Source organism: Nonomuraea sp. NPDC046570 (assembly GCF_040645915.1).
Classification (GTDB): Bacteria; Actinomycetota; Actinomycetes; order Streptosporangiales; family Streptosporangiaceae; genus Nonomuraea.
On record NZ_JBEYZF010000002.1, the window covers coordinates 470,541 to 496,441 of the forward strand.

The 25,901-nt window shown below is 71.0% G+C and carries 25 protein-coding genes; 14 read left to right on the plus strand and 11 right to left on the minus strand.

All coding sequences use genetic code 11. The features are described 5' to 3' along the window. Positions 1-84 precede the first annotated feature (84 nt). Both ABZ911_RS05820 and ABZ911_RS05825 read left to right on the plus strand, forming a co-directional pair. Complete coding sequence (locus ABZ911_RS05820; protein ID WP_358052287.1) at positions 85-942, plus strand: PIG-L family deacetylase; 858 nt, start codon at positions 85-87, stop codon at positions 940-942. A 32-nt stretch (positions 943-974) separates the two neighbouring features. Beyond that, complete coding sequence (locus ABZ911_RS05825) at positions 975-1,754, plus strand: class I SAM-dependent methyltransferase (protein WP_358052289.1); 780 nt, start codon at positions 975-977, stop codon at positions 1,752-1,754. 55 nt (positions 1,755-1,809) lie between these two features. On the opposite strand, the gene ABZ911_RS05830 is transcribed toward ABZ911_RS05825, so the two are convergent. Genes ABZ911_RS05830 through ABZ911_RS05840 form a run of 3 tightly spaced genes read right to left on the minus strand, consistent with a single transcriptional unit; the run spans position 1,810 to position 5,487 of the window. Further along, the gene (locus ABZ911_RS05830; protein ID WP_358052291.1) at positions 1,810-2,583 is read right to left on the minus strand and encodes a sporulation protein; all 774 of its coding nucleotides are present in this window, start codon (positions 2,581-2,583) and stop codon (positions 1,810-1,812) included. A gap of 31 nt (positions 2,584-2,614) precedes the next feature. Continuing rightward, positions 2,615-3,853 carry an SPFH domain-containing protein gene (locus ABZ911_RS05835; RefSeq protein ID WP_358052293.1) on the minus strand — a complete coding sequence of 413 codons (1,239 nt, stop codon included), beginning with the start codon at positions 3,851-3,853 and terminating at the stop codon, positions 2,615-2,617. Next, a complete protein-coding gene (locus ABZ911_RS05840; protein WP_358052295.1) occupies positions 3,850-5,487 on the minus strand; it encodes an SPFH domain-containing protein in 1,638 nt (545 codons plus the stop codon). Before ABZ911_RS05840 ends, ABZ911_RS05835 begins: the two co-directional genes overlap by 4 nt. 114 nt (positions 5,488-5,601) lie before the next feature. Here ABZ911_RS05840 and uvrB point away from each other — a divergent pair, with 114 nt between their 5' ends. Then, positions 5,602-7,710, plus strand: a complete 2,109-nt coding sequence (uvrB, locus tag ABZ911_RS05845) for an excinuclease ABC subunit UvrB (protein WP_358052297.1) — start codon at positions 5,602-5,604, stop codon at positions 7,708-7,710. Positions 7,711-7,743: 33 nt separating this feature from the next. Continuing rightward, the gene (locus ABZ911_RS05850; protein WP_358052299.1) at positions 7,744-8,910 is read left to right on the plus strand and encodes a hypothetical protein; all 1,167 of its coding nucleotides are present in this window, start codon (positions 7,744-7,746) and stop codon (positions 8,908-8,910) included. Between the two features lie 120 nt (positions 8,911-9,030). Here ABZ911_RS05850 and ABZ911_RS05855 read toward each other — a convergent pair whose 3' ends face one another. After that, a complete protein-coding gene (locus ABZ911_RS05855; protein ID WP_358052301.1) occupies positions 9,031-9,903 on the minus strand; it encodes an RIO1 family regulatory kinase/ATPase in 873 nt (290 codons plus the stop codon). 282 nt (positions 9,904-10,185) lie between these two features. Here ABZ911_RS05855 and ABZ911_RS05860 point away from each other — a divergent pair, with 282 nt between their 5' ends. After that, positions 10,186-10,947 (plus strand): glucose 1-dehydrogenase, encoded by a 762-nt coding sequence (locus ABZ911_RS05860; RefSeq protein ID WP_358052303.1) that lies wholly within the window; start codon positions 10,186-10,188, stop codon positions 10,945-10,947. Between the two features lie 42 nt (positions 10,948-10,989). Here ABZ911_RS05860 and ABZ911_RS05865 read toward each other — a convergent pair whose 3' ends face one another. The 7 genes from ABZ911_RS05865 to ABZ911_RS05895 all read right to left on the minus strand — a co-directional run bounded on the left by ABZ911_RS05865 (position 10,990) and on the right by ABZ911_RS05895 (position 16,297). Then, a complete protein-coding gene (locus ABZ911_RS05865; protein ID WP_358052305.1) occupies positions 10,990-11,877 on the minus strand; it encodes a polysaccharide deacetylase family protein in 888 nt (295 codons plus the stop codon). Next, a complete protein-coding gene (locus tag ABZ911_RS05870) occupies positions 11,874-12,053 on the minus strand; it encodes a hypothetical protein (RefSeq protein ID WP_358052307.1) in 180 nt (59 codons plus the stop codon). Before ABZ911_RS05870 ends, ABZ911_RS05865 begins: the two co-directional genes overlap by 4 nt. Before the next feature lie 240 nt (positions 12,054-12,293). Beyond that, a complete protein-coding gene (locus ABZ911_RS05875) occupies positions 12,294-12,881 on the minus strand; it encodes a hypothetical protein (RefSeq protein WP_358052309.1) in 588 nt (195 codons plus the stop codon). Between the two features lie 170 nt (positions 12,882-13,051). Next, positions 13,052-13,327, minus strand: a complete 276-nt coding sequence (locus ABZ911_RS05880) for a hypothetical protein (RefSeq protein WP_358052311.1) — start codon at positions 13,325-13,327, stop codon at positions 13,052-13,054. Between the two features lie 404 nt (positions 13,328-13,731). Beyond that, on the minus strand, positions 13,732-14,337 hold the full coding sequence (locus ABZ911_RS05885; protein WP_358052313.1) for a DUF4126 domain-containing protein: 606 nt from the start codon (positions 14,335-14,337) through the stop codon (positions 13,732-13,734). Between the two features lie 155 nt (positions 14,338-14,492). After that, positions 14,493-15,608 carry a nitronate monooxygenase family protein gene (locus tag ABZ911_RS05890; RefSeq protein ID WP_358052315.1) on the minus strand — a complete coding sequence of 372 codons (1,116 nt, stop codon included), beginning with the start codon at positions 15,606-15,608 and terminating at the stop codon, positions 14,493-14,495. A gap of 32 nt (positions 15,609-15,640) precedes the next feature. Continuing rightward, on the minus strand, positions 15,641-16,297 hold the full coding sequence (locus ABZ911_RS05895; protein ID WP_358052316.1) for an acyltransferase: 657 nt from the start codon (positions 16,295-16,297) through the stop codon (positions 15,641-15,643). 110 nt (positions 16,298-16,407) lie between these two features. Between ABZ911_RS05895 and ABZ911_RS05900 the strand changes: the two genes are divergently transcribed. The 9 genes from ABZ911_RS05900 (at position 16,408) to ABZ911_RS05940 (ending at position 25,843) form a co-directional block, all read left to right on the plus strand. Then, complete coding sequence (locus tag ABZ911_RS05900) at positions 16,408-18,072, plus strand: CTP synthase (RefSeq protein WP_358052318.1); 1,665 nt, start codon at positions 16,408-16,410, stop codon at positions 18,070-18,072. After that, positions 18,069-18,680, plus strand: a complete 612-nt coding sequence (locus ABZ911_RS05905) for an NUDIX hydrolase (protein WP_358052320.1) — start codon at positions 18,069-18,071, stop codon at positions 18,678-18,680. Before ABZ911_RS05900 ends, ABZ911_RS05905 begins: the two co-directional genes overlap by 4 nt. 15 nt (positions 18,681-18,695) lie before the next feature. Continuing rightward, positions 18,696-19,601 (plus strand): site-specific tyrosine recombinase XerD, encoded by a 906-nt coding sequence (locus tag ABZ911_RS05910; RefSeq protein ID WP_358052322.1) that lies wholly within the window; start codon positions 18,696-18,698, stop codon positions 19,599-19,601. A gap of 188 nt (positions 19,602-19,789) precedes the next feature. Then, positions 19,790-20,668 carry a ParA family protein gene (locus ABZ911_RS05915; RefSeq protein ID WP_358052433.1) on the plus strand — a complete coding sequence of 293 codons (879 nt, stop codon included), beginning with the start codon at positions 19,790-19,792 and terminating at the stop codon, positions 20,666-20,668. Further along, a complete protein-coding gene (locus ABZ911_RS05920) occupies positions 20,665-21,480 on the plus strand; it encodes a segregation/condensation protein A (RefSeq protein ID WP_358052324.1) in 816 nt (271 codons plus the stop codon). Before ABZ911_RS05915 ends, ABZ911_RS05920 begins: the two co-directional genes overlap by 4 nt. After that, positions 21,473-22,090, plus strand: coding sequence for an SMC-Scp complex subunit ScpB (gene scpB / locus ABZ911_RS05925; protein WP_358052326.1), 618 nt, complete (start codon positions 21,473-21,475; stop codon positions 22,088-22,090). Before ABZ911_RS05920 ends, scpB begins: the two co-directional genes overlap by 8 nt. 1,238 nt (positions 22,091-23,328) lie before the next feature. Continuing rightward, positions 23,329-24,222, plus strand: coding sequence for a pseudouridine synthase (locus ABZ911_RS05930; protein WP_358052328.1), 894 nt, complete (start codon positions 23,329-23,331; stop codon positions 24,220-24,222). 111 nt (positions 24,223-24,333) lie between these two features. Continuing rightward, the gene (gene aroH, locus ABZ911_RS05935; RefSeq protein WP_358052330.1) at positions 24,334-24,693 is read left to right on the plus strand and encodes a chorismate mutase; all 360 of its coding nucleotides are present in this window, start codon (positions 24,334-24,336) and stop codon (positions 24,691-24,693) included. A gap of 37 nt (positions 24,694-24,730) precedes the next feature. Further along, positions 24,731-25,843 carry a prephenate dehydrogenase gene (locus tag ABZ911_RS05940; RefSeq protein WP_358052332.1) on the plus strand — a complete coding sequence of 371 codons (1,113 nt, stop codon included), beginning with the start codon at positions 24,731-24,733 and terminating at the stop codon, positions 25,841-25,843. Positions 25,844-25,901: the final 58 nt, after the last annotated feature.

Here is a 25,901-nt window from a genome sequence, read left to right on the forward strand (position 1 = left end):
ATTCGCCGCCCTAGCGTTGATCTTCCGGGGCTTTCGGGGGGAATTGTGCGGTTCAGCTGGCGTGCGCTGGTTGCGGTGGTCTGTGTGGTCGTGTTATCGACGGGCGTGTGCGTGTTCACCATGCTGCCCCACCCCTACACGGCGGCCAGGGCGTTGCTGAGCCTGCCGGGGCCGGGGGAGCGGTCCGTCCAGGTGGTCGCCCATCCCGACGACGACCTGCTGTTCATGAGCCCCGACCTGTTCGGTCCCGTGGCGCACGGCGGGCCCAGCGTCACGATCTTCCTCACCGCGGGGGAGTCGGTGGCGGGGCTGGCCGACGGGCACGACCCGCACGCCTACGCGCGCGAGCGGGAGGCGGGCGTCAGGGCCGCCTACGCGTGGCTGGCCGGGGTGCCGGACAGCTGGCGCAGCCGTACCATCGTGGCCGGTGGCGTGCCGGTCAGGCTGGACGAGCTGGATCGCAGGCCCGGGATCGGGCTGGTGTTCGCCGGGTTGCCCGACGGCGGCGACCCGCGCGCCTACGGCGGCCGCCACGCGCTCACCCGCGCCTGGTCGGACGGCGCGTGCGTGCGCCGGTTCGGGTCGTGGATCCCCGGATGCCTCACCCGGGCCCAGGTGGTCGGCATGCTCAGGGCGCTGTACGCCAGGTTCAGGCCCACGGTGCTGCGCACCCTCGATCCGCACCCCGCAGGCCAGCCCGCCGACCACCCCGACCACGTGGCCTCCGCCAGGTTCGCCGCGGCGGCGGCCACCGACCTGCCGGTCCGCACGGTCGCCTACCAGGGCTACACCGTCACACCCCGCCCGGCCAACGTCATGGGCGCGCTCCGCGTCCTCAAGCGCAAGGTCTTCGAGATCTACCGCCGCCACGACTACCGCGCCCACGGCGGCGGCCGCTATCACTCCTGGATCGGCCGCATGTACGGCTGGCAAACCCGTTGAAATCCGTCACCCGGCAGGTCAAGATCGCCCACATGACTGTGACACCCGAGCTGATGGCCTACTACGAACGCGGCGGCGAGGCGACCCGGTTGAAGGAGGGGCGCGGACGGCTGGAGTTCTGGCGCACCCAGGACATCCTGCGCAGGATCCTGCCCCCGGCCCCCGCCAGAGTCCTGGACGCGGGCGGCGGCGCCGGCGTGCACGCCGAATGGCTGGCCGCCGACGGTCACGACGTCGAACTGCTCGACCCGGTGCCTCGGCACGTGACCGAGGCCGCCAGGCTGGACGGCGTCACCGCGCGGGTGGGCGACGCCCGCGCGCTGCCGTACCGGGACGGGACGTTCGACGCGGTGCTCATGCTCGGCCCGCTGTATCACTTGGAGTCGCGTGACGACCGGGTGCGGGCGCTGACCGAGGCCCGCCGCGTGGCGCGGCCCGGCGGGCTGGTCGCGGCGGCGGTGATCACCAGGTACTCGGCCGTGCACGACGTCGTCTACCAGGGCCTGGATGGGAGCGAGGCGATGGAGGCCGCCCGCGCGGCGGTCGAGACCGGGTCGATGACCTCGACCAGGTCCGGGTTCACCGCCCACTTCCACGAGCCCGACGAGATCCTCGGCGAGTTCGCCGACGCCGGGCTGGCCGTGCGGCGCAGGTACGGCATCGAGGGGGCGTTCTGGCTCTACGGGGACGTCAACGAGCGGCTGGACGACCCGGAGCGGCGGGCGCGGCTGCTGGACGCGGCCCGGCGGCTGGAGTCGGAGCCCTCGCTGCTCGGCGTCAGCGGCCACCTGCTCGCCGTGGCCGCCGTCTGACGCCGAAGCGCCCCCGCCTGCCCGGAGGGAGGCGGGGGCGCGGGCGCGACGAAGGTCAGAACCAGCCGCGGCGCTTGGCCATGGCCTGCAGGCCGTGCTGCAGGCTCTGCTCGACCGCCTCGGGCCGGTCGCCGTAGCGGACGGTGAAGCGGTTGTAGGAGTCGTGGCTGGAGGTCAGGAAGCCGCCGCGCTTGTCGGCCTCCAGGATGACGTCCATCTGCGTCGGGCCCGCGATGAAGGTCAGCTCCAGCTCGCTGAAGTGGCCGCCCCACTGGCCGCCCGCGTAGTACTCGATCTCCTGGAAGAACGGCATCGTCGAGCCGCGCAGCGTGCCACGCTCCAGGTCGGCCTTCTTGAAGCGGAAGCCGCTGCGGTCGAGCGCGCTGATCACGTGCTCCTGCGCGGGCAGCGGGTTGACGAACAGCGGGTCGAGGTCGCCCTTGTCGATCGCGCCGGCCAGCGCCAGCTCGGTCGAGACGCCCAGCCGCATGCCGTGCAGGGGGTGGCCGCCGATCGCGCTGATCGGCGTCTCCCACGGAATCGCGATCTCGAACGGCTGCGAGTACGAGGCGCCGGCGCCGAGCTGGAACGTGCCCGCCACCTGCTGGCGCAGGAAGCTGTAGGTCGTCTTGTACTCGTTGTCGCCGCTCTCGACCTCGACGACGGCGGTCAGGTCGATGGAGATGCCCTCGACCTTGTAGTCGGAGCCGCCACCACGCATGTTGACCGTTCCACGCATGAGCTCGCCAGGCCGTACGGCGGCGTTGTGCAGGACAGTGTCGACCTCGACGCCCGCGCCGAACGCGGCCATCAGCTTACGGAACACCACGGGTTTTCTCCCAGGGGAAGTGGACGGTTGTCTAGCTAACGTGTGGCTTGACCTCGCCGTTCCCCGCGATCCTGGGGAGCAGCTGGGCCAGTAGCAGGGTGGAGAGCGCCGAGTCGCCCGAACCGTTCGAAGTGCGCACGACCAGGGGCTGGGGCGCATTCTCCGCCAGTTTCGCCCCGACGTCCAGGCGTCGCCTGGCCAGCTCGTACTGCAGGACGGCCCGGTTGTCGCGGTAGGAGTCGGCCAGGTGGCGCAGCGCCTTGGCCTCGTTCTCGGCGGAGGTGAGCTCGGCCCGCCCGCGCGCCTCGATCTCCCAGCGCACCCGCTGTGCCTCGGTCGCGTGCTCCTCCAGCATCCGCGCCACGTCCTTGCGGGCCGTGTTGTGCGCGGCCTTGACCTCGACGATGCGGGCGTCACGGGTCTTCTTAGACCGCTCGATCTCCATCAGCAGGGTGTCGATGCGGCGCTTGCGGGTCAGCTCCCACTCGCGCTCGTAGGCCGACAGCTCCTTGGCGACCTTCTCCCGGGTGGCCAGGTGCGCCTGGTACTGGTCGGGGAGCTGGACGTCGGGGATGTTGGCGCCGGTGATGCGCACGCCGTACCGGCCGAGCTGGCGGTTCAGCGCCTCCTGCATGTCGCCGACGTCGCTGCCGCGCAGGTCGTAGGCGCGCTCGGTGCGCACCCTGCGGCTGCGCTGGCGGATGGCGTCCTGCACCGCGCTCGACAGCACCAGGTCGAAGTTGCCCGCGCCGATCGTCCTGACGAACGCCACCGGGTCCACGATGCGGAACTTCAGGAAGAAGTCGATCGACTTCAGCGGCACGTTCTCGGCCGTCGGGCAGGCCACGATCGGCGCCGCGTACGGGATCTCGGTGGAGGTGTCGACGACCGCGTCCACCTTGTCCCACGGCAGCCACAGGTAGTGGCGGCCGGGAGGCAGCGTGCCGGTGATCGCGCCCCACCGGCTGCGCACGCCGGTGGTGCCCTCCTCGATCTCGATGATGGCCCGGCGCCACATCCAGATCAGCGCCACGACCAGCAGGGACACCGCGCCCAGCGCGGCGGGTACGGCGATCCAGCCGGTGCCGGCCAGCGCCGCCATCCCGGCCAGGTACAGCGCCGCGAACACCAGCGTCATCCAGGCGAAACCGCGCCGGTCCTTGGGGATGACGACCGGCACCAGCTGGCCCTGCTCACCGCCGCGCAGCAACTGGCGGATCTCGGACCAGCCGGCGAGCGACTCCTTGATCTTCGAGAACTCGCGGCTCATCGGACCTCACCTTCGGATACGGCGGGGAAGGCCACCTGCGCGGGCAGCGGGCGCTCCACGGTGGCCTCGGCGTCGGGGATCGCGGGGGAGACGTCGGCGACCTCGTCGGCCGTCCGCTTCAGCAGCGTCGAGATCTCCAGCTCGCGGCCCTCGACGCGCCTGCCGATCTCCGTCAGGCGGCCCCTGATGGCCGCCATGTCCTCCGGGGAGAACAGCGCCTGCGACTTGGCGCCGATGAGCTCCTGGGCCAGCGCCAGGAAGTCGATGTCGGTGTGCTCACCCACCTGGACCACCTGCGGCAGCCGGGTGGCGACCGACTCCAGCTTGACCAGCAGGTCCTGCTGGAAGCGGTAGTCGAGGATCTCCGGCGCCTCGGCGGCCGACAGCGCCCTGATGTCCAGCGCCTGCGCCTCCAGCAGCGCCGCGTTGGCGTTGGCGTTGGACTCCGCCTCCACCAGGCGCTGCCTGGCCTGCGCCTTGGCCTGGTGCGAGGCCCGCTCCAGCGCGGTGTCCATCCTGGCCTGGTAACCGGCGATCTCCGCCTGGATGGCGCTCAGCGTCTCCTGCAGCCCGGCGAGCTCCTTGACCAGGTCGCCCTCGTTCTGCTCCTTGCGCAACTGCAGCTCGTACTCGTAGGTGTAGGCCTCCTTGGCCACCCGCACCATCTCGGGGGCGGCCAGGTCCATGCGGTACTCCTGGCTGGAGGGCTCGGCGTGGGTGATGTTCACGTCGGTGAGCCGTACGGCGGGCAGGAACTGCTGGTTCAGGTTCTCCAGCATGCCCAGCGTGCTCTCGCCCACCAGGTCGTAGATGTCCTCGGCCCGCTGGGCGTAGATGAGCGAGCGGGTGACCTCGCTGATCGCGTTCTGCAGCTTGGACTGGAAGCCGCTGACCGAGCCGAGCACGAAGATGAACTCCGCCGGGTTCTCGATCCTGAACTGCAGGAACAGGTCGACGCTCGCCTTGACGCCCTGCTGGGTCGGCGCCTCGCGGATGGGCGCGTTGAACGGGTACTCGCGGGTGGTGTTGACGATGTAGCTGACCCGCTTCCACGGGTTGAACAGCGTCACCCGGCCCGGGTCGGCGATCTGCACCAGCTTGCCGAACTTGGTGATGAGCGCCTTGCAGCCCTCGGGCACCATGACGACGCTGCGGCGCCACCACAGGAAGACCGCCGCCAGCAGCAGCACCGCCCAGTAGTGCGGGCCGAACAGCACGCGGATGTCGGCGAGGCCGCTGACCAGCAGCCCGACCAGGCCGAGAAGCACCAGGATCGCCAGCGGGATCAGCACCTTGGCGGTGCCGCTCTTGGGGATCACCACGGGCGAGATGACGTGCAGCGGCTCGCCGGCGCCGCCGCGCTCGGTGAAGCTGCGGTTGACGATCTCGCCGGCCTCGTTCAGCGACGCGGACCTGGCCTCGATGATCGTGCCGACGGACACGCCGCCATCGCGCGCCGCGGCGAAGTCACGCGGGTTGAGGTGGAAGCCGGGTGCCTGGTCGGCGAGCTGGCCCGCCTGGCCGACCGCCTGCTCGACCGCCTGGCCCACGGCCTGCCGTATGTTCCCGCCCTGGGCGACTGTCTGGGCCAGGTTCTGGCCCGCCTGGATGAGCGCCTCTCTTGGTCGCGACATCGAACCACTTCTCTCCGGTTACATGGGACTTCGTACCGTATCGGGCGGACTTGATGATCGCTTGCAAAGAGGTGTCATAAGGAATTGTCGGTGGCACCACCTACAGTGAGACAGGTGAGGCCGGTTACTGATTTGCAGCGGAGAGTGGCGCCTTTCGAGGTCGTCACCGAGATGACCCCTTCAGGCGACCAGCCGACGGCGATCGCCGAGCTGGAGCGCCGGGTCAAGGCCGGGGAGAAGGACAACGTCCTGCTCGGCGCCACGGGCACGGGCAAGACCGCCTCGGTGGCCTGGCTGATCGAGCGCCTGCAGCGGCCCGCGCTGGTCATGCAGCCCAACAAGACGCTCGCGGCGCAGTTCGCCAACGAACTTCGCGAGATGCTGCCCAACAACGCGGTGGAATACTTCGTCTCCTATTACGACTACTACCAGCCTGAGGCGTATGTCCCTCAGAGCGACACCTACATCGAGAAGGACTCCTCGATCAACGACGAGGTGGAGCGGCTGCGGCACTCGGCGACCAACTCGCTGCTGACCCGCCGCGACACGATCGTGGTGGCCTCGGTCTCGTGCATCTACGGCCTGGGCACCCCGCAGGAGTATGTGGACCGGATGGCCAGGCTGCGCGTCGGCATGGAGGTCGACCGCGACCAGCTCCTGCGCCGCCTGGTCGACATGCAGTACACCCGCAACGACCTGGCCTTCACCAGGGGCACGTTCCGGGTGCGCGGCGACACCATCGAGATCATCCCGAAGTACGAAGAGCTCGCCGTGCGCATCGAGATGTTCGGCGACGAGGTCGAGAAGCTGTCCACGATGCACCCCCTGACCGGCGAGGTGATCACCGAGGACGAGGAGCTCTACATCTTCCCCGCCTCCCACTACGTCGCGGGCGAGGAGCGGATGGCCTCGGCGGTGCGCGGCATCGAGGCCGAGCTGGCCGAGCAGCTGGAGAGCATGGAGCGGCAGGGCAAGCTGCTGGAGGCCCAGCGGCTGCGCATGCGCACCACCTACGACCTGGAGATGATGCGCCAGATCGGCACCTGCTCCGGCATCGAGAACTACTCGCGGCACATGGACGGCCGCGCCCCGGGCAGCGCGCCGAACACTCTGCTCGACTACTTCCCCGAGGACTTCGTGCTGGTCCTCGACGAGTCGCACCAGACCGTCCCGCAGATCGGCGCGATGTACGAGGGCGACGCCTCCCGCAAGCGCACGCTGGTCGAGCACGGCTTCCGGCTGCCCTCGGCGATGGACAACCGCCCGCTGAAGTGGGAGGAGTTCCTGGAGCGGATCGGCCAGACCGTCTACCTGTCGGCCACCCCGGGTTCCTACGAGCTGGGCCGGGTCAAGGGCGAGGTGGTCGAGCAGGTCATCCGCCCGACCGGCCTGGTCGACCCCGAGGTGGTGGTCAAGCCGACCAAGGGCCAGATCGACGACCTGGTGCACGAGATCCGCGAGCGCGCCGACCGCGACGAGCGGGTCCTGGTCACCACGCTGACCAAGAAGATGTCCGAGGACCTCACCGACTACCTCCTGGAGCTCGGCATCCGGGTGCGCTACCTGCACAGCGAGGTCGACACGCTGCGCCGCATCGAGCTGCTGCGCGAGCTGCGCCAGGGCGAGTTCGACGTGCTGGTCGGCATCAACCTGCTGCGCGAGGGCCTCGACCTGCCCGAGGTGTCGCTGGTGGCGATCCTCGACGCCGACAAGGAGGGCTTCCTGCGCTCGGAGACCTCGCTCATCCAGACGATCGGCCGAGCGGCCCGAAACGTCTCCGGCCAGGTCCACATGTACGCCGACAAGATCACCCCGTCGATGGAGCGGGCGATCGACGAGACCTCCAGGCGGCGGGCCAAGCAGGTCGCCTACAACGAGGCCAACGGTCTCGACCCGCAGCCACTGCGCAAGAAGATCGCCGACATCCTCGACTCGCTGCAGCGTGAGGACGCCGACACCCAGCAGTTCATGGGCGGCGGGCGGCAGCAGTCGCGCGGCAAGGCGCCGGTGCCCGGCTTCGCCGCCAGGCAGGCCGGCCAGCACGCCAAGGCGATCGCCGGCGAGCTGCCGCGCGCGCAGATGGAGTCGCTGGTCGAGTCGCTGACCGAGCAGATGCACCAGTCCGCGGCCGACCTGCAGTTCGAGGTGGCGGCCAGGCTGCGCGACGAGATCAAGGAGCTCAAGCGCGAGCTGCGCGACATGCGCGAGGCGGGGGTGAAGTAGATTCCCGCCGCCTACTCCCGCTCTCCGCACCAGGTGCCCGAGGCGGGTGACCTGTCCGCGGAGTTCCTGCGGCTGGCCTGCCTGACCTACGGCGACGAACGGCGCGGCGCCGAAGCCGAGCGGTTGCTCGCCGCCCATCCCGAGGTCGCGACCGCCTCCGCGGCCACCATGGCGGTGACGGGCGAGGCCGACGCGCTGGCCGCCGCCCTCGCCGCCGACCCCGCCTCGGCCCGCGCCCAGACAGGGCCGTACCAGTGGGAGCCGCTGCTGTACCTGGCCTACGGCCGGGTGCCCAGCCGGGACCCGCTGCGGGCCGCCCGGCTGCTGCTCGACCACGGCGCCGACCCCGACGCCGGATACCTGTGGGATGGCCTGTCCCCCCCGTTCACCGCGCTGACCGGCGTGTTCGGCGGCGGGGAACGGGCCGAGCCGCCGCACCCGCAGAGCCTGGAGCTGGCCAGGCTGCTCCTGGAAGCCGGAGCCGACCCCAACGACGCCCAAACCCTCTACAACCGGGGCCTGCGGGGCGACGACACCGCCTACCTGGAGTTGCTGTTCGAGTACGGCCTGGGCCGCGACAGCACCGGTCCCTGGTCCGCCCGCCTCGGGCCCGCCCTGCCCACACCCGCCCAGATGCTGCAGGACCAGGTCCTCACCGCCGCCCGCTCGAGCCGGCCGCGCCGCCTGAAGATGCTCATCGACCACGGCGCCGACGTCAACGGCCACGGCACCCACCACCCGATCTTCGGCGGGCGCACCGCCCACGACCTGGCCGTGCTCGGCGGCCACACCGAGGTGGCCGACCTGCTGCTCGCCGCCGGGGCCGCCTCGGCACTCGACGAGACCGACCTGCTGCTCGCCGCCGTCGTCCGCGCCGACACCGCCTCGGCCACCCGGTTGGCCGGCCACCTTCCGCAGGCCCTCGCCCGGATGCCGCACCTGGTGGCCCACGCCGCCGCCAACGGCACCCCCGAGTCGGTGCAGCTGGCCGTACGGCTCGGCTTCGACGTCAACCACCTGGGGCGGGCGGCGGCGTTGCACGAGGCGGCGGTCAGCGGGGACCTGGCGATGGTCACGACGCTGGTCGAACTGGGTGCCGACCCGGCGCTGAGAGATCGCGACCACGACGCCCCCGCCCAAGGCTGGGCCGAACACGGCGGCCACCAGGAGGTCGCCGCCTACCTGGCCAGGCTGACCTGACCCCTCCTGGCGCGAGGGGCCGGCGGTCGCAGAGGCGCGCGGGCCGGTGGGTGGCACACCGGTTCGTGCGGGTGGGCGCGTGCCTTGCGGAGCTCGGTCCGGGCCCACCCGCGAGGGCCGTCAGCCGACGCCCGCCGTCGAGCGCAGCAAGGCCGACAGGGCCTCGGGGTCGGCGGCGCGCAGGCCCTTGTGGGCGAACCAGGTGGCCACATTGCGGGCGTCGCGGTCGAGGAAGGACGGCCCGGCCGGGTGGGCGATCACGTCCACGATCTGCGGCAGGTCGATGATCACCAGGCGGCCCTCGTGGACCAGCAGGTTGTACGGGGACAGGTCGCCGTGGGCCAGGCCCTCGGCGGCCAGCCGTACCATCGCCTCCACGAGTTGCTCCCACAGGTCGGGCAGGTTCTCGGAGACGGCGGCCAGGCGCGGGGCCGCGTAGCCGTCGGGGGTGCCGACGAACTCCTGCAGGATCTCCGTCCCGACGATCTGCACCGGGTACGGCACAGGCAAACCCAGCCCCCACAACCGGCACAACGCCTCGAACTCCGCGACCGCCCACTGCCCGGCGATCACCTTCTTGCCGAACTCGGTACGGCTCGCCATCGCCCGGCTCATCCGGCTGTCGCGCATGGTCCGCCCTTCGAGGTACCCGGCGTCGCGGTGGAACAGCCGGTGATCGGCCGACCGGTACCGCTTGGCGGCCAGCAGGCACTCCCGCCCGGTGTCCGGAACGCCGCGCGAGATGAGGTGGACGTCGGCCTCCTTGCCGGTCTTGAGCACGCCGAGTTCGGTGTCGACGGCGGCGAGCTCGGTGACCAGCCAGGAGGGGTGCGGCAGGGGGCCGCGTTCGGTGGGAGTGCTCTGGTCCCAGGTGGACCAGCGGTCACCCGACGGCGGGCCGTCGAGGTCTTCGGGGGTGGTGGTGAGCCATTCGATGTCGTCGTCGTCGAGGGCGTGCTTGCCACGGCGGCGGAACTCGGACTGCTTCGGCACGGTGGAGAACTCCTGAGGGCAGCCCACCGGCGAGGCGGTCAGCTCAGCGGCGACCGGCCGGTGGAAAGGGATGAGGACGCGGAAAAGGGCACGCGAACAGTCGTCATCACGGTCTCCACCTCCCTCACCTCTGGCAATCGGCTCCGCAGAGTATGCCGACATCCGCCAAGGCCGTGCAACGTGTTTTTTGGGGGGCCCTGAAGCTCGGGTGACCGGGCAGCGGCGATACCTCAAGGAAGGCCCCGCGAGCGCGCGGCGCCTGGGCGAAGAGGGGGAATCGTCGTGGCGACGCTCGCGGGCAAGGTTGTCATCATCACCGGCGCGGCGCGGGGCATGGGGGCGGCCACCGCCAGGCTGGCGGCGGAGGCGGGGGCGAAGGTCGTCCTGACCGACGTGCTGACCGAGGGCGAGCGGACGGCCAAGCTGATCGGCGATTCGGCCAGGTTCATCCAGCAGGACGTCACCGATCCCGCCCAGTGGGAGCGCGTCGTGGACTTCACCCTGGCCAGGTTCGGCTCGATCACCGGCCTGGTGAACAACGCGGGCATCACGGTCAACACCCTGTTCGAGAACGACACGCTGGAGAGCTTCGAGAAGGTCCTCAAGGTCAACCTGGTCGGCGTGTTCCTGGGCATGAAGAGCGTCATCCCGGCCATGCAGACGGCGGGCGGCGGCTCGATCGTCAACATCTCCTCCGCCGCCGGACTCACCGGCATGCCGCTCACCTCCGGGTACGGCGCGTCGAACTGGGGCGTGCGCGGCCTGTCCAAGGTCGTGGCGCTGGAGCTGGGCGCCAGCGGCATCCGGGTCAACTCCGTGCACCCCGGCATGGTCTTCACACCGACGACCGCGAACACCGTCCGGGAGGGCCACGGCGGCTTCCCGCTGAGCGCGCTCGGGAGAGCGGGCAGGCCGGAGGAGGTGGCCAGGGCCACGGTCTTCCTGCTGTCGGACGAGTCCTCGTACGTGACGGGCGCCGAACTGGCCGTCGACGGCGCGTGGACCGCGGGCCAGATCACGCTGCTGCAGTTCGCCAAGCAGTGATCGCCTCGGCGGATGCGCCTGGCCGGGCGGGCGGGGGTGGCTCTACCGGGGCGCGCTGGGCCAGGCTCGTTGGACGGTCCTGTAGTCGATCACGACGATGCCCTCCTGCTGGAGGAGTGCGCGGGCCTCCGGGGATGTCAGGAAGTCGTAGTCGGTTCGGCGCACGCGCCAGCCGCTGTCGATCGCCTGCGACTCCTCGCGGCCGACACTGGGATGGACCGCCCATTCGCTGAGCCCGGACGGCAGGTCGCGCAGCAGACGGGCGTATTGGGCGGACTTGCCGTCGAGGTCGAGGGAGAAGCTGTCCAGGAATTCGTTGTCGGTGACCGGCAAGCCCTGCTGTCGCGCCTTCTGACGTCCGGGTTCGAGCCAGACCCGCACGGCCAAGCCGTACTCGGCGGCCAGTCCCACGGTCAGGTCGAGGATGTCGGCGCGTCCGCCGTCGGCGAGGCAGTGGAAGTCCAGATGCGTCGGTGCGAGCCCGGCGTCGGCCACGGCGTCGATCTGTGCGCGGAACTCAAGCTCCACCTCGTCGAGACGGGCCTGGGCGAGGAACTCGGAACGCCCGGCGGCTGTGGATATGAACAGCTCGCCCGCGTCGTCGAGCAGCGAGGGCACGTTCTCCTTCGCGGTCAGCGGCCCCCACCGGTAGTGGGGCGTGTCGCAGACCAGCGTGAGGTGGATCCCGAACGGGATCTCCGCCTGTTCGCGCAGCAGGCGCATGGCGTGCGGCGCCGATGGACACGGCACCATCAGGCTGCACGAACTGGCGATCCCCCTCTCGATCGAGTCGACCACCGCGGTGTTGATCGCGTCGTACATCCCGAAGTCGTCGCAGTTGACGATGAGCACCCGGGCGTCGGCGGGGAAACCCAGCAGCTCACTCGACCGCACTGCGGCCGTGGCGGGCTCGAAAGCATATGCGTTCATGCCCGAAGTCTGTCGCCGCTCACCTTGGTACGGCGGAACAGCTCGGGGTGGCGCTGGACGGCGAGCACGCTCGGCACCATGCCGCCCGAATGCGCCAGCAGGTAGATCCGGTCGCGCCGGAAACGCTCGCGCAGGTAGGCGCGAGCAGCATCGCCCACCGCGATCGGCTCAGCCACCCGGCCAGCAGTCCGACGACGAGGCTGATGCCGATGGACGCCAGGGCCTGGCTCGCCGTCGCCGGGCCGCGCGGAGTCCACAGACCCGCGACCAGACCCCAGATCACGACGATCAGGCCTGCGGCGGGGCTCGACAAGTGACGGTTTCGACATCGATGACCTCACCAGGCGGGGGGAAGCGGCGAGATCGTCAGCGTATGATCATCCGCGGCGCCCGTCTACGAGCGCCTGACCGCGATGTCACGGGCCCTCGCGGCGCTCCTGGATGGTCTTGCGGTAGAGCTCGTCGATCTCGTCCAGCGGGTCCACCGTGCGCCGCCGTGCCTCGATCTCCAGCTCGGTCCGCTGGTGCAGGTCGGCGATCCCGGCCGAGGCGTGCCCCACCTGCGAGTCGAGCAGGTCGGCGCGGATCCGGGCGCAGGTAGCGGTGAGCTTCGCCTGGTGCTCACGCAGCCGGTCGAGGGTCACATGGTCGATGTACGGCGAGGTGCGCCGCTGCTGGGCGTACATGCCGAGCTGGGTGTCGTGCACGTCCGCCTGGCGGCCCAGCTCGCCCATCAGGCCGGGCAGGTCGCCGAGGTCCCACCCCTGACGCTGGGCGGACTCCACCGCCTGGCGGGTCATGGAGACCTCGCGGCGCAGGTCGAGGCGGAGCCGTTCGACCTCGGCCGCGTCACCGGTGCCCATGGCGTTGACGTGGGTGGTCAGGCGCGTGGTCGCGGCCCTGGCCGAGCGCGCGGCCCGCTTGCCGAGCTTGACCAGGAAATAAACCCCGACCGCCCCTGCCAGCAGGAGGAACGCCAGGATCACCAGCACGATGGTGAGCAACTCGCTGATCGCCGGACCTCCAGTCTGCGTCTATCCCTTTGAGGATAGCCCGCCGGTGCGGCCGCCGGGGGCAGGGGAAAGCCCGGCAGCGGGGCACAAGCGCTGCCGGGCCGTCTGTCGTGCGGGCGCGGGTGGGCGGGGGCCTGCGTGCGCCCGCACGAGTCTCCTGGTCAGCCTGCGGAGGAAGTCAACTTCCCGGTCAGGCCGAGGCGGATCTTCTCCGCCTCGCTGCCCGGCTCGGCGGGCAGGGTGGTGCACTTGAGCGAGCCGCCGTGGCCCGACTCGGCGACGTAGAGCGCCCCGTCGGAGCCGAAGGCCAGCCCGCGCGGGTTGTCCAGCTTCTTGGCCACGACCGTGACCGTGGCCTCGGTGCCCGCCGACGCGGGCGTGTCCGTGCCGGCCAGGTTCAGCGCCGCGATTCCCCCGACGGCGATGACGCGCTCCATCAGCGACTCCCGAGGAGACCCCGGGCTTCAGCCCTGGGGAGGAATCGGGAGCGAGGGAGGGCCATCAAGGCCCGAGCGGTGCGGTGACCTTTTCTGTTCCGCGTTACAGCGGCCCCTTCCTTGCTATCGTTCGTGTGTTCGGATGGGCTGGTGATAACCAAGCTGGCCTGTTCGGACCTACCGCCGGGCTGGTGGGATGTGAAGCCTGTGGAGGCCACGTGAGACCGGTCGCCCGCCTTCGGGTGTGCGTGGGCAGTCGCCCGTGAAGCAGGAAGATCCGACCCGTGAGGGCTGGAATCCCCCGGATTTATCCGTGGGGAGGATGTCAACTGTGTGTCCCTCCCCGGTGATCACCGTAGGAGGCGGGAGGGGCCGCGCGAATCACTCGCGCGGCGGATGCGCGGTCATCCGGGCGGGTGAGCGGACCTGGCCCTTCGCGCGGCGCGATGCCGGCGCACCCGCCTGAGCGTCATCCAGGCCAGCAGCGCCCCGGCCAGCAGCACGACGAGAACGAGCAGCGGCAGGAAGACGGCGATCAGGCTCAGACCGAGCGAGCCTGCGTCCTCGACCGTGCTGACGACGGGCCCGCCCACACCCGCGGTGCCCGCGTTGACGACGGGCCGGGCCGCGGACTTCAGCGCGTGTACGGCCGCCGCCAGCACGATCCCGATCAGCCACCCCGCCCACGGGTTCTCCGTCATCCAGGTGGAGTGGTCGAGTTCGGCCGCCGCCGAGGTGGCGCTGAACACCACGCCGCCCGACACCGGTCGTACCGCGGTCTGGACGGCGTCGTTGACGCTGTCGACGACCGGCACCTTGTCCAGCACGACCTCGGCCACCAGCAGGACCGCGATGACGGCCAGCACGCCCCAGTTGGACAGCCACGCGTAGCCGTCGGGCAGCTTCACCGCGTCGGTGAAGTTGGCCAGAACGCCCACCACCAGCAGCGGGATATAGGCGTTGAGGCCCGCGGCCGTGGACAGTCCCAGCCCGGTCAGCGCGGCGAGCATGCGGCACCTCCAGGTTCGTCGCTTTCGTCCACAGTCTCATGCGTCGCCGACGCGGGCGCGCACGGCGACACCCGGGGCCTTCATGGGCGGGCGCGGCGGAGGAGCGGGGCGAGCACGGGGAGCATGGTGAGGACGCGGCGCCGAACCACGAGCGCCTACTCCGTGGTGAATGTCCCGTTCAGCCGTTCGACCGCGTCGGCGAACTCCGCGATCATCTCGTAGACCACCTCCCGCGCGGGCCTGACCCGGTCGAGCTGTCCCACGACCTGCCCGACGAAGTAGTTGGCCAGCTCCACAGCCCCCGGCTCGCCCTGCTCGGCAGCGGCCCCGATGCCGCGCATGGCCCCCTCCGCGAGCAGCATCTGCAGCGGCATGTCCAGCGCCCCCGGGCTCTCCGGCGCCGAGTCCCACTCCGCGGTCCACGCGGACCTGAGCTGCCGCGCGGGTTTGCCGGTACGCGAGCGGGATCGGACGGTGTCCAGAGAGGTGGCGGCCAGCAGCTTGCGCTTGACCACGGGCGGCGTCTCGGCCTCCTCGGTGGTCAGCCACACCGAGCCGCACCACACGCCCTGCGCGCCGAGCGCCAGCCCCGCGGCCATCTGACGGCCGGACGCGATCCCTCCCGCCGCCAGGACCGGGACCGGCGCGACCGCGTCCACCACCTGGGGGACCAGCACCAGGGTGGACACCTCCCCGGTGTGCCCGCCCGCCTCGGTGCCCTGCGCCACGATCAGGTCGGCGCCCGCCTCGACCTGCCGGCGGGCGTGCTCCACCGTGCCCACGAGCGCGGCGACCGGCACTCCCGCCGCGCGGGCCAGGCGGACCATCTCCGGGGGCGGCGGGCCGAGCGCGCTGGCGATCAGCCCGATGGGGTGCTTCAGCGCCACCTCGATGAGGTCGGTGGCCCCGGACGCGGTGACCCGGCGGCCGACCTCGCCGGCCGGGCCGCCGTACGACCTCGCGGGCGCGGTGACGCCGTACTTGCCGAACAGGTGGGTGACGAAGTCGCGGTGCCGGTCGGGGATGAAGCCGTGGTCGAGCCCGGCGGCGTCGACCCCGCCGGGCACCAGCACGTCCACGCCGTACGGCCTGCCCCCCACCCGCTCGTCGATCCAGGACAGCTCGGTGTCGAGGCGCGCGGGGGAGTAGGAGATCGCGCCGAGGACGCCGAACCCGCCGGCGTTGGTGACCGCGGCCACCACGTCGCGGCAGTGACTGAAGGCGAACAGGGGGAACTCGATGCCGAGGCGTTCTGAGATCGCGGTCCGCATGAGGTGACGGTATGCCTGGAGCCTTGTTCGGTCTAGGAGGCGTCGGCTTCCACGGCGAGCGCGACGCCCGGCGCGTGCCAGCCGGCGCCGGGCGTGTACCGGCGCACGACCTTGCCCGGCACGCCCGCGATCACGCTGTGGTCGGGGAACTCGCCGCGCACCACCGCGCCGCCGGCCACCACGCTCTGCCGTCCGATCCGGGTGCCGGGCAGGATGATCGCGCCCGCGCCGAGCCAGCAGCCGTCGCCGATCGAGACCGGATTGTTGCGCGGCCACTGCCGGCCGATGGGCGTCTCGGGGTCGTCGTAGACATGGTTCTGGTCGGTGATGTACACGTACGGGCCGGTGAACACGTGGTCGCCGATGTCGATCGACTGATGGCCGACGATGTGGCTGCCGCGCCCGATCGAACAGCTCGACCCGATCCGGACGATCGAGTCCGGGCCGAGATCCGGGCCGGGCATCATGCCGCACGAGATGGACACCCGCTCGCCGACCAGCGTGTGGTCGCCGATCTCGATCCACCGCTCACCGAAGATCGCCCCGGGTGGGAAGGCGATGCTCACACCTTCGCCCAGACGGCGGAAACGGTACCCGGCCGGGGTGGCCGGAGTGATCGCCCCCACCGCCCGCACAGCGCTGTAGCCGCGGTGGACCAGTGCGCCCATCGCCCGTCGAACAAGTGACATAACGCCCAAAGTTACCCCCTGGTTATGCCGTTCGGGCATGTAGAGGGCGTTGTTTGATATCCTGAGAGCCCGTGGACGCACGGCCACACATCGAGCCACGGGAGCCCTTCTTGCGCAGCGCATCGCAAACCAAGCATCTGTTCGTCACCGGCGGTGTCGCCTCCAGTCTCGGCAAGGGGCTGACCGCGTCCAGCCTGGGCCGCCTTCTCAAGGCGCGAGGCCTCCGGGTCACCATGCAGAAGCTCGACCCCTACCTCAATGTCGACCCCGGGACGATGAACCCGTTCCAGCACGGTGAGGTCTTCGTCACCGACGACGGCGCCGAGACCGACCTCGACGTCGGCCACTACGAGCGCTTCCTCGACACCGACCTGCACGGCTCGGCCAACGTCACCACCGGCCAGGTCTACTCCAACGTCATCGCCAAGGAGCGGCGCGGCGAGTACCTCGGCGACACCGTCCAGGTCATCCCGCACATCACCAACGAGATCAAGGAACGCATCCGCGGCATGGCCTCGCCCGACGTGGACGTGGTCATCACCGAGGTCGGCGGTACCGTGGGCGACATCGAGTCGCAGCCGTTCCTGGAGGCGGTGCGCCAGATCCGCCACGAAGTCGGCCGGGACAACGTGTTCTTCCTGCACGTCTCGCTGCTGCCGTACATCGGGCCGAGCGGGGAGCTGAAGACCAAGCCCACCCAGCACAGCGTGGCCGCGCTGCGTAGCATCGGCATCCAGCCCGACGCCATCGTCTGCCGCTCCGACCGGCCGATCACCATCGCGCTCAAGCGCAAGATCAGCCTGATGTGCGACGTCGACGAGGACGCCGTGGTCAGCGCCATCGACGCCGCCTCCATCTACGACATCCCCAAGGTGCTGCACTCCGAGGGCCTGGACGCCTATGTCGTGCGCCGCCTCGGCCTGCCCTTCCGCGACGTCGACTGGAAGGAGTGGGAGCAGCTCCTGCGCCGCGTGCACCGCCCGGCCAAGGAGGTCACCATCGCCCTCGTCGGCAAGTACATCGACCTGCCCGACGCGTACCTGTCGGTGACCGAGGCGATGCGCGCCGGCGGGTTCGCCAACGACGCCCGGGTCAACATCCGCTGGGTCAAGTCCGACGACTGCGAGACCGAGGAGGGCGCCGCCCGCGAGCTCGACGGCGTCGACGGCGTGCTCATCCCCGGCGGCTTCGGCGTACGCGGCATCGAGGGCAAGATCGGCGCGATCCGGCACGCCCGGGAGAACAAGATCCCGCTGCTCGGCATCTGCCTCGGCATGCAGGGCATGGTCATCGAGGCCGCCCGCAACCTGGCCGGAGTCGAGGACGCCAACAGCGCCGAGTTCGACCCCGACACCAAGCACCCGGTCATCTCCACCATGGCCGACCAGCAGGACGTCGTCGCCGGCGAGCGCGACATGGGCGGCACCATGCGCCTCGGCCTCTACACCGCCAAGCTCGGCGACGGCACCCTGGCCCGGCAGATGTACGGCAAGGCCAAGGCCGACGAGCGGCACCGCCACCGCTACGAGGTCAACAACGCCTACCGCGAGCAGCTGGAGAAGGTCGGCCTGGTCTTCTCCGGTCTGTCCCCCGACGGCCGCCTGGTGGAGTACACCGAGCTGCCCGTCGACCAGCACCCCTTCTTCATCGGCACCCAGGCGCACCCCGAGTTCCGCTCCCGCCCCACCCGCGCCCACCCGCTGTTCAAGGGTCTGGTCGCCGCCGCGCTCGTCTACGCCGACACCAGGGTCCCCCGGGCGGGGCGTGCCAAGTGAGAGTCCATGACACGCCCGAGAAGTGGGAGGTCGTCGCCACCCAGGCGCACTTCCAGGGGCGGGTGATCGGCGTCCGCACCGACACCGTGGTCATGCCCGGCGGCGACGTCGTCGACCGTGACTACGTCGTCCACCCCGGCTCCGTCGCGGTCGTCGCGCTCGACGACCGGGGCCGGGTCCTGCTGCTGCGGCAGTACCGCCACCCGACCCGGCAGCTGCTCTGGGAGCTGCCCGCCGGGCTGCGCGACGTCGACGGGGAGACCCTGGTCGCGGGCGCGGCCCGGGAGCTGGCCGAGGAGGCGGGCTACCGCGCCGAGATCTGGCACACGCTGCTCGACCTCTACACCTCGCCCGGCATGAGCGACGAGCGCATCCGCGTCTTCCTGGCCACGGGGCTGACGAAGATCCCCGACGAGGAGAACGACTTCATCCGCAGGTGGGAGGAAGCCGACATGCCGGTCGTGTGGGTGCCGCTCGCCGACGCGGTCGAGAAGGCGCTGATGGGAATGATCCACAATTCCCCGACGGTGGCGGGTATCCTCGCCGCATATGCGGCTTCGGTTGAGGGATTCGCCCTGTTGCGGCCCCCCGACGCTCCGGAGGAGTGACAGGAGGCAGGACACGTGGAGGCGGTGCTCTCCAGCTACCTCGCCCATCTGGCGGTGGAGCGGGGCCTGGCTGCCAACACCCTCGCCTCCTACCGCCGGGATCTGCGGCGCTACCTCGACCACCTGAAGGCCCTCGGCCTGTGCGAGCTGCACGAGGTCGGCGAGTCCGACGTGCTCGCCTTCCTCGCCGCGCTGCGCCAGGGCGACGTCGACCACCCCGCCCTCGTCGCCAGCTCGGCCGCGAGGGCGGTCTCGGCCGTCCGCGGCCTGCACCGCTTCGCCCTGCGCGAAGGCGTCACCCGGCACGACCCCGCCCACCAGGTACGCCCGCCCAAACAGCTCAGGCGCCTGCCCAAGGCGATCAGCGTCGACGAGGTCGAACGCCTGATCGCCGCCTCCGGCCCCGACGGCGCCCCCCTCACCCTCCGCAACAGGGCCCTGCTCGAGCTGCTGTACGGCACCGGCGCCCGCATCTCCGAAGCGGTCGGCCTGGCCGTCGACGACCTCGAACCCGACCAGCTCAGGCTGCGCGGCAAGGGCGGGCGCACCAGGCTGGTCCCGCTCGGCCGTTTCGCCCGGCAGGCGCTCGACGCCTACCTGGTCAGGGCCAGGCCCCTGCTGATCGCCCACGGCCGGGGCACCCCGGGGCTGTTCCTCAACGCCCGGGGCGGGCGGCTGACCCGCCAGGGCGCCTGGGAGGTGCTCCAGGCCGCCGCGGAGCGGGCCGGACTCGAAGGGATCTCTCCGCACATCCTCCGACATTCGTTCGCAACTCACCTCCTTGACGGCGGTGCGGACGTTAGGGTTGTCCAGGAGTTGCTCGGCCACGCCTCGGTGACGACCACCCAGGTCTACACCCTGGTCACGGTCGACAAACTCCGCGAGGTCTACGCCGCCGCGCACCCCCGTGCGCGGCAGTGATCTATAGTTCTGAGCGGCGTGCGGCATTCCGCCGTGCCTGGGCGTGGTGCCTTGCCGCATACGTGCTGACGCCATAGTGTCCGTCCGGACGGTCCGGTTCGAGACCGTCAGGGAGGTTCGAGCTGGTGACTGTGACCACCAACGGTTCGACCCCGGGGACCCCCGAGAACCCCTGGGGCGACACCAAGATCGACGCGCCTGCCACTGGCGTGAATCTCGGCCCCACCAGGCGCCCGCGCCCGGTGTTCCCCGAGCCGCCGCCGCGGGAGACGCACGGCCCGGCCCGGGTGGTCGCGATGGTCAACCAGAAGGGCGGGGTGGGCAAGACCACCACGACCATCAACCTGGGCGCCGCGCTGGTCGAGTGCGGGCTGAAGGTGCTGCTGGTCGACTTCGATCCGCAGGGCGCGCTGTCGGTCGGCCTGGGCATCAACCCGCACCAGCTCGACCTGACCGTCTACAACCTGCTCATGGACCGCAACGTCGCCGCCCAGGACGTGCTGCTGGAGACCGGTGTCGAAGGGCTCGACCTGCTGCCGAGCAACATCGACCTGTCCGCGGCCGAAGTCCAGCTCGTCACCGAGGTCGCCCGCGAGCAGGTGCTCGGCCGGGTGCTCAAGCCGCTGCTGCCGTACTACGACGTCTGCCTGATCGACTGCCAGCCCTCCCTGGGCCTGCTCACGGTCAACGCGCTGACCTGCGCGCACGGCGTCATGGTGCCCCTCGAATGCGAGTTCTTCGCGCTGCGCGGCGTCGCCCTGCTGATGGACACCATCACCAAGGTGCAGGAGCGGCTCAACGACGACCTCGAGATCGAGGGCCTGCTCGCCACCATGTACGACGCCCGTACCCTGCACGGCCGCGAGGTGCTCGCCCGCGTCGTCGAGGCGTTCGGCGACAAGGTGTTCCACACCGTGATCAACCGTACCGTGCGCTTCCCCGACGCGACCGTCGCCGGAGAGCCGATCACCAGCTTCGACCCGTCCTCACTCGGCGCCAACGCCTACCGGGAGCTCGCCCGCGAGGTGCTGGCGCGTTGGAGCGTGCCTGCCACAATGGCCAGGTGACCGAGCAGCAGACCACAGACGGATTCCAGGTACACCTGGACGTCTTCCAGGGGCCCTTCGACCTGCTGCTCGGATTGATCGCCAAGCACAAGCTCGACATCACCGAGGTGTCGCTCTCCCAGGTCACCGACGAGTTCATCGCCTACATCAAGTCGCGCGGCCCCGAATGGGATCTCGACCAGACCAGCCACTTCCTGCTGGTCGCGGCCACGCTGCTGGACCTGAAGGCCGCCCGGCTGCTGCCGACCGGCGAGGTCGAGGACGAAGAGGACCTGGAGCTGCTGGAAGCCCGCGACCTGCTGTTCGCCCGGCTCCTGCAGTACAAGGCGTACAAAGAGGTGGCGAAGGTCTTCTCCGCGCGGATGGCCGAGGAGGCGCTGCGCTTCCCGCGCACCGTCACCATGGAGCCGCAGTTCGCGAACCTGCTGCCGGTGCTGGTCCTCGGCATCGGGCCGGAGCAGCTCGCGAAGATCGCGGCCAAGGCGTTCATCCCCAAGCTGCCGCCCACCGTCGGTGTCGGGCACATCTACCAACCGCTCGCCAGCGTCCGCGAGCAAGCCGCTATTCTGGTCCAGCGGTTGCGGCGCATGCGCAAGGCCACCTTCCGGGCCCTGGTCGCCGACTGCGACGGCACCTTCGAGGTCATCGCGCGATTCCTGGCCGTACTGGAGCTGTTCAGGGAGTCGGCCGTCACCTTCGACCAGCTTGAACCGCTGGGCGATCTGCACGTGACCTGGACCGGAGCCGACGACGGGGACGTCTCGGTGGGCGATGACTACGAAGAGAGCGCGGAGAAGCCTGCAGATGCCTGACCAACGCGACGACGCCCTCACGTCGCCGCCCTCCCCATCTGAAGAGGACCCGCGGGTCCTGGAAGATGGGCCGGGGTTGCCCGCGGCGCTTGAGGCGATCCTGCTCGTCGTCGACGAACCCGTCGCCGAGGTGACCCTCGCGCAGGTGCTGGAGAGGCCCACCCACGAGGTCGCGGCGGCCCTGCGGGCGCTGGCCGCGGAATACACCGAAGCCCGGCGGGGTTTCGATCTGAGAGAGGTGGCGGGCGGCTGGCGGTTCTACACGCGAGCCGACTGCGCGCCGCTGGTCGAGCGGTTCATCCGCGACGGCCAGCAGACGCGGCTGACGCAGGCCGCACTGGAGACCCTCGCGGTCGTGGCCTACCGGCAACCGGTGAGCCGCGCCCGCGTAGCCGCTGTACGCGGCGTGAACAGCGACGGCGTCATGCGGACGCTGGTCGCCAGAGGGCTGGTCGAAGAGGCCGGCGCCGACCCGGAGAGCCAGGCCGTGCTCTACCGGACAAGCTCGTACTTCCTGGAACGGCTGGGCCTGAAGAGCGTCGACGAGCTCCCCGAGCTCGCGCCCTTCCTGCCCGACGACGTGGAAAACCTTGAGGAGACAACGAAGTGATCAACAGGCGCAGCACCCCGTCCGGTGATGGACGCGGTCGTGGACGCACCGGCGGCTCCGGGAGCGGAGGCTCCAGGAGCGGCGGCAGCGGGCGTCCCGCCTTCCGCTCGGACGACAGGCGCGGCGGAACCGGCCGCGCCGACCAGCGCGGCACCGGCCGCGACTTCCGCGCATCAGGACGAGATGACCAGCGCGGCTCCACCCGCGACGACTCCCGCGGCACCGGCCGCGGCGACTTCCGCGGTTCGGGTCGCGACGATTCCCGCGGTTCCGGCCGCGGCGACTTCCGCAGCTCGGGTCGGGACGATTCCCGCGGTTCCGGCCGTGACGACAGGCGTGGCGGCCCGAGCCGCGACGGTCAGCGGGGCGGCGACTTCCGCGCCTCCGGCCGCGGCGGCGGTCGCGACGACCAGCGCGGGTCCGGCCGTGACTTCCGTGCGTCCGGTGGCGGAGACCAGCGTGATGCGGGGTTCCGGACCATCGGCCGTGACGAGCAGCGCGGGCCGGGGCGTGACTTCCGTGCCTCCGGCCGTGACGACCAGCGCGGCTCCAGCCGTGACGACTTCCGTGGCGGGGCTCGTGACGGTGGTTTCCGCCGTGACGACTCCGGTTCCGCTCGCGCGTCCTTCGGCGCCGACCGGGGCGGCTCACGCACCCGATACGGCGGCCCCTCCGACTCCCGCTCCGACCGCGGCGGCTTCCGCTCCGACTCACGCGGCTCCCGCGACGGCGGCGGCTTCCGCTCTGACTCGCGCCCTTCCCACGCCGGCGGTGGCTCCCGTCCTGAGTCGCGTGGTTCGCGCGATGGTGGTGGTTTCCGTGCGGACTCGCGTGGTTCCCGTGATGGTGGCGGGTTCCGTGCTGGTTCGCAGGGGTCGCGTGACGGTGGTGGCTTCCGCTCTGACTCGCGCCCTTCCCACGCTGGCGGTGGCTCCCGTCCCGATTCGCGCGGTTCGCGTGATGGTGGCGGGTTCCGTCCCGATTCGCGTGGTTCGCGCGATGGTGGTGGTTTCCGCTCCGATTCGCGTGGTTCGCGTGACGGTGGCGGTTTCCGTGCCGACTCGCGTGGGTCGCAGGGTGGCTCGCGTGCGGGTGGGTTCTCGGCCTCGCGGGACGACCGTGGTGGCGGGGCTTCCGCGAGCCGGGACGAGCGCGGTGCCGGGCGGGGCGACGCGCTCCGGGAGACCCGTGGGCGGTACGGCAAGAGCGCCGGTGGCGCCGGTCGCGGGCGCGACAGTGTGCAGACGCTCGGCGACAGCCGTACCAAGAATCGGTGGGGACGGCCGACCGGGGGGCAGCAGCGCGGTGGTAAGGGGGCGAACGTCTTCAAGACGGCTCGTCAGCCGATCCGGGATCGCGACTTCTACCCGGACGACTACGTCGACGAGCGCGACACCACTGAGGTTCCGGACGGTGTGCGGCTGCAGAAGGTGCTCGCCCAGGCGGGCGTGGCCAGCAGGCGTACCTGTGAGGAGATGATCGGTGACGGTCGCGTCACGGTCAACGGGCAGGTCGTGCGCCGTTTCGGGGCGAAGGTCGACCCGGCCGCGCAGGTGATCCACGTCGACGGCCGGCGTATCCCGACCGCGCCCGACCTGGTCTACTACGCGCTGAACAAGCCCATCGGCGTCGTGTCCACGATGGAGGACCCGCAGGGCCGGCCGTGCCTGGCCGACTACGTGCAGGAGCTGGCGCCGAGGCTGTTCCACGTGGGCAGGCTGGACACCGAGACCGAGGGCCTGCTGCTGCTCACCAACGACGGGGAGCTGGCCAACCGGTTGACGCACCCGAGCTACGGGGTGCAGAAGAAGTACTGGGCGAAGGTGCCGGGGCCGATCCCGCGTGACCTGGGCCGCCGCCTGAAGAAGGGCATCGAGCTGGAGGACGGCCTGGCCAAGGCCGACGACTTCTCGATCGTGCAGGAGCACGGCCAGCAGGCGCTGGTCGAGATCGTGCTGCACGAGGGCCGCAAGCACATCGTCCGGCGCATGCTGGAGGAGTCCGGCCACCGGGTCATCGACCTGGCGCGCATCGAGTTCGGCCCGGTGAAGCTGGGCAGGACCAAGGCGGGCACCATCAGGGCGCTGTCCCTGAAGGAGGTCGGCGACCTCTACGCGGCGGTCAAGCTGTAACCTGGCCGCAGGGAGGGAAGGCCGGACCGGCCTACCCGCCCGGAGAGACCGAGGAGCCCGTGCGGAAAGCACTCCGCGCGGGCTCCGATCCATATGAGGGGGACGGCACACATGGTTCGGGCGATCCGTGGCGCGATCCAGGTCGACGCCAACGACCGCGACGTGATCATCGCTGGCACGACGGAGCTGGTCGCCGAGGTGATGGAGCGCAACAGGCTCACCACCGACGACGTGATCAGCGTGCTGTTCACCGCGACCCCGGACCTGACCGCGGAGTTCCCCGCGCTGGCGGCCCGCAAGCTCGGCTTCCACGAGGTGCCGCTGATCTGCTGCACCGAGATCGACGTGCCCGGCGCGCTGCCGCGCGTGGTGCGGCTGATGGCGCACGTGGAGACGGACCGGCCGCGCGGCGAGATCCAGCACGTCTATCTGCGCGGCGCGGTGGCGCTGCGCCAGGACATAGCCCAGTAACTCCCGACCTCTCGACAGATCGCGCAGGAACGACCTCATGAATCCCGAGCAGGACATCCGTACCGTCCTCGTCGTCGGCACCGGCCTCATCGGCACCTCCGTCGCGCTGGCGCTGCGCGAGCACGGCGTCCGCGTCCTGCTCGCCGACCGCGACCCGGGCGCGGTACGGCTGGCGCGCGAACTCGGTGCGGGCGAGGAGTGGCGGCCGGACGCGTCCGGGGACGGCGGCGAGTTCGAGACGGTCGACCTCGCCGTGATCGCGGTGCCGCCCGCCTTCGTCGCCGGCGAGCTGCTGGAGCTGCAGAAGGGCGAGGTCGCCAGGTTCTACACCGATGTGGCCAGCGTCAAGGCCGAGCCGATCGCCATGGCCAGGGAGCTGGGCTGCGACCTGGGCACCTACGTCGCCTCCCATCCGCTGGCCGGCCGGGAGAGGTCGGGGCCGGGGGCGGCCAGGGGCGAGTTGTTCCTGGGGCGTCCGTGGGCGCTGTGTCCCGCGCCCGAGGCGCAGGCGTCCGCCGTCCAGGCCGTGTTGCGGTTGATCGAGCTGTGCGGCGCCAATCCGGTCGAGGTGGACGCGGCCGAGCACGACCAGGCCGTGGCCGTGGTGTCGCACGCGCCGCACGTCGCCGCCTCCGCCGTGGCCGCCCGGCTGGCCGAGGCCACCGATGTGGCGCTGGGCCTGGCCGGGCAGGGGGTTCGCGACGTCACCAGGATCGCGGGCGGCGACCCCGGGCTGTGGCTGGGCATCCTGTCCGGCAACGCCGCTCCGGTCGCGGAGGTGCTGGAGGCCGTGTCCCGGGATCTGGCCGACGCGGCCACCGCGCTGCGCTCGCTCGCCTCGGGAGACACCTCGGCCGGTGGCGAGGTCACCCATCTGCTCAAGCGCGGCGTCGCCGGGCACGGCAGGATTCCCGGCAAGCACGGCGGTCCGGCCCCCGCTTATACCGTCGTTCAGGTGATCATCGGGGACAGCCCCGGCCAGCTGGCCCGGCTGTTCCAGGTGTGCGACGAGGTCGGGGTCAACGTCGAGGACGTACGCCTGGAGCACGCCCCCGGCCTGCCGCTGGGCATCGCCGAGGTGTCGGTCCAGCCCGATGCCGCCCCCGTGCTCGTCCAGGCCCTGCACGAGCGGGGCTGGCAGGTGCCGTAAGCGCTACGGGCTGCCGCGGTTGAACAACCTCCCTGTGCGCGACGCCGGCACCGCGCGG

Excerpts from the sequence above, each read along its gene's own strand:
- scpB (WP_358052326.1), top strand. The coding sequence starts at position 21,473 with ATGCCTGACCAACGCGACGACGCCCTCACGTCGCCGCCCTCCCCATCT.
- ABZ911_RS05865 (WP_358052305.1), bottom strand. The coding sequence starts at position 11,877 with ATGAACGCATATGCTTTCGAGCCCGCCACGGCCGCAGTGCGGTCGAGT.
- ABZ911_RS05825 (WP_358052289.1), top strand. The coding sequence starts at position 975 with ATGACTGTGACACCCGAGCTGATGGCCTACTACGAACGCGGCGGCGAG.
- ABZ911_RS05885 (WP_358052313.1), bottom strand. The coding sequence starts at position 14,337 with ATGCTCGCCGCGCTGACCGGGCTGGGACTGTCCACGGCCGCGGGCCTC.
- ABZ911_RS05940 (WP_358052332.1), top strand. The coding sequence starts at position 24,731 with ATGAATCCCGAGCAGGACATCCGTACCGTCCTCGTCGTCGGCACCGGC.
- ABZ911_RS05835 (WP_358052293.1), bottom strand. The coding sequence starts at position 3,853 with ATGAGCCGCGAGTTCTCGAAGATCAAGGAGTCGCTCGCCGGCTGGTCC.
- aroH (WP_358052330.1), top strand. The coding sequence starts at position 24,334 with ATGGTTCGGGCGATCCGTGGCGCGATCCAGGTCGACGCCAACGACCGC.
- ABZ911_RS05840 (WP_358052295.1), bottom strand. The coding sequence starts at position 5,487 with ATGTCGCGACCAAGAGAGGCGCTCATCCAGGCGGGCCAGAACCTGGCC.
- ABZ911_RS05895 (WP_358052316.1), bottom strand. The coding sequence starts at position 16,297 with ATGTCACTTGTTCGACGGGCGATGGGCGCACTGGTCCACCGCGGCTAC.
- ABZ911_RS05890 (WP_358052315.1), bottom strand. The coding sequence starts at position 15,608 with ATGCGGACCGCGATCTCAGAACGCCTCGGCATCGAGTTCCCCCTGTTC.
- ABZ911_RS05880 (WP_358052311.1), bottom strand. The coding sequence starts at position 13,327 with ATGGAGCGCGTCATCGCCGTCGGGGGAATCGCGGCGCTGAACCTGGCC.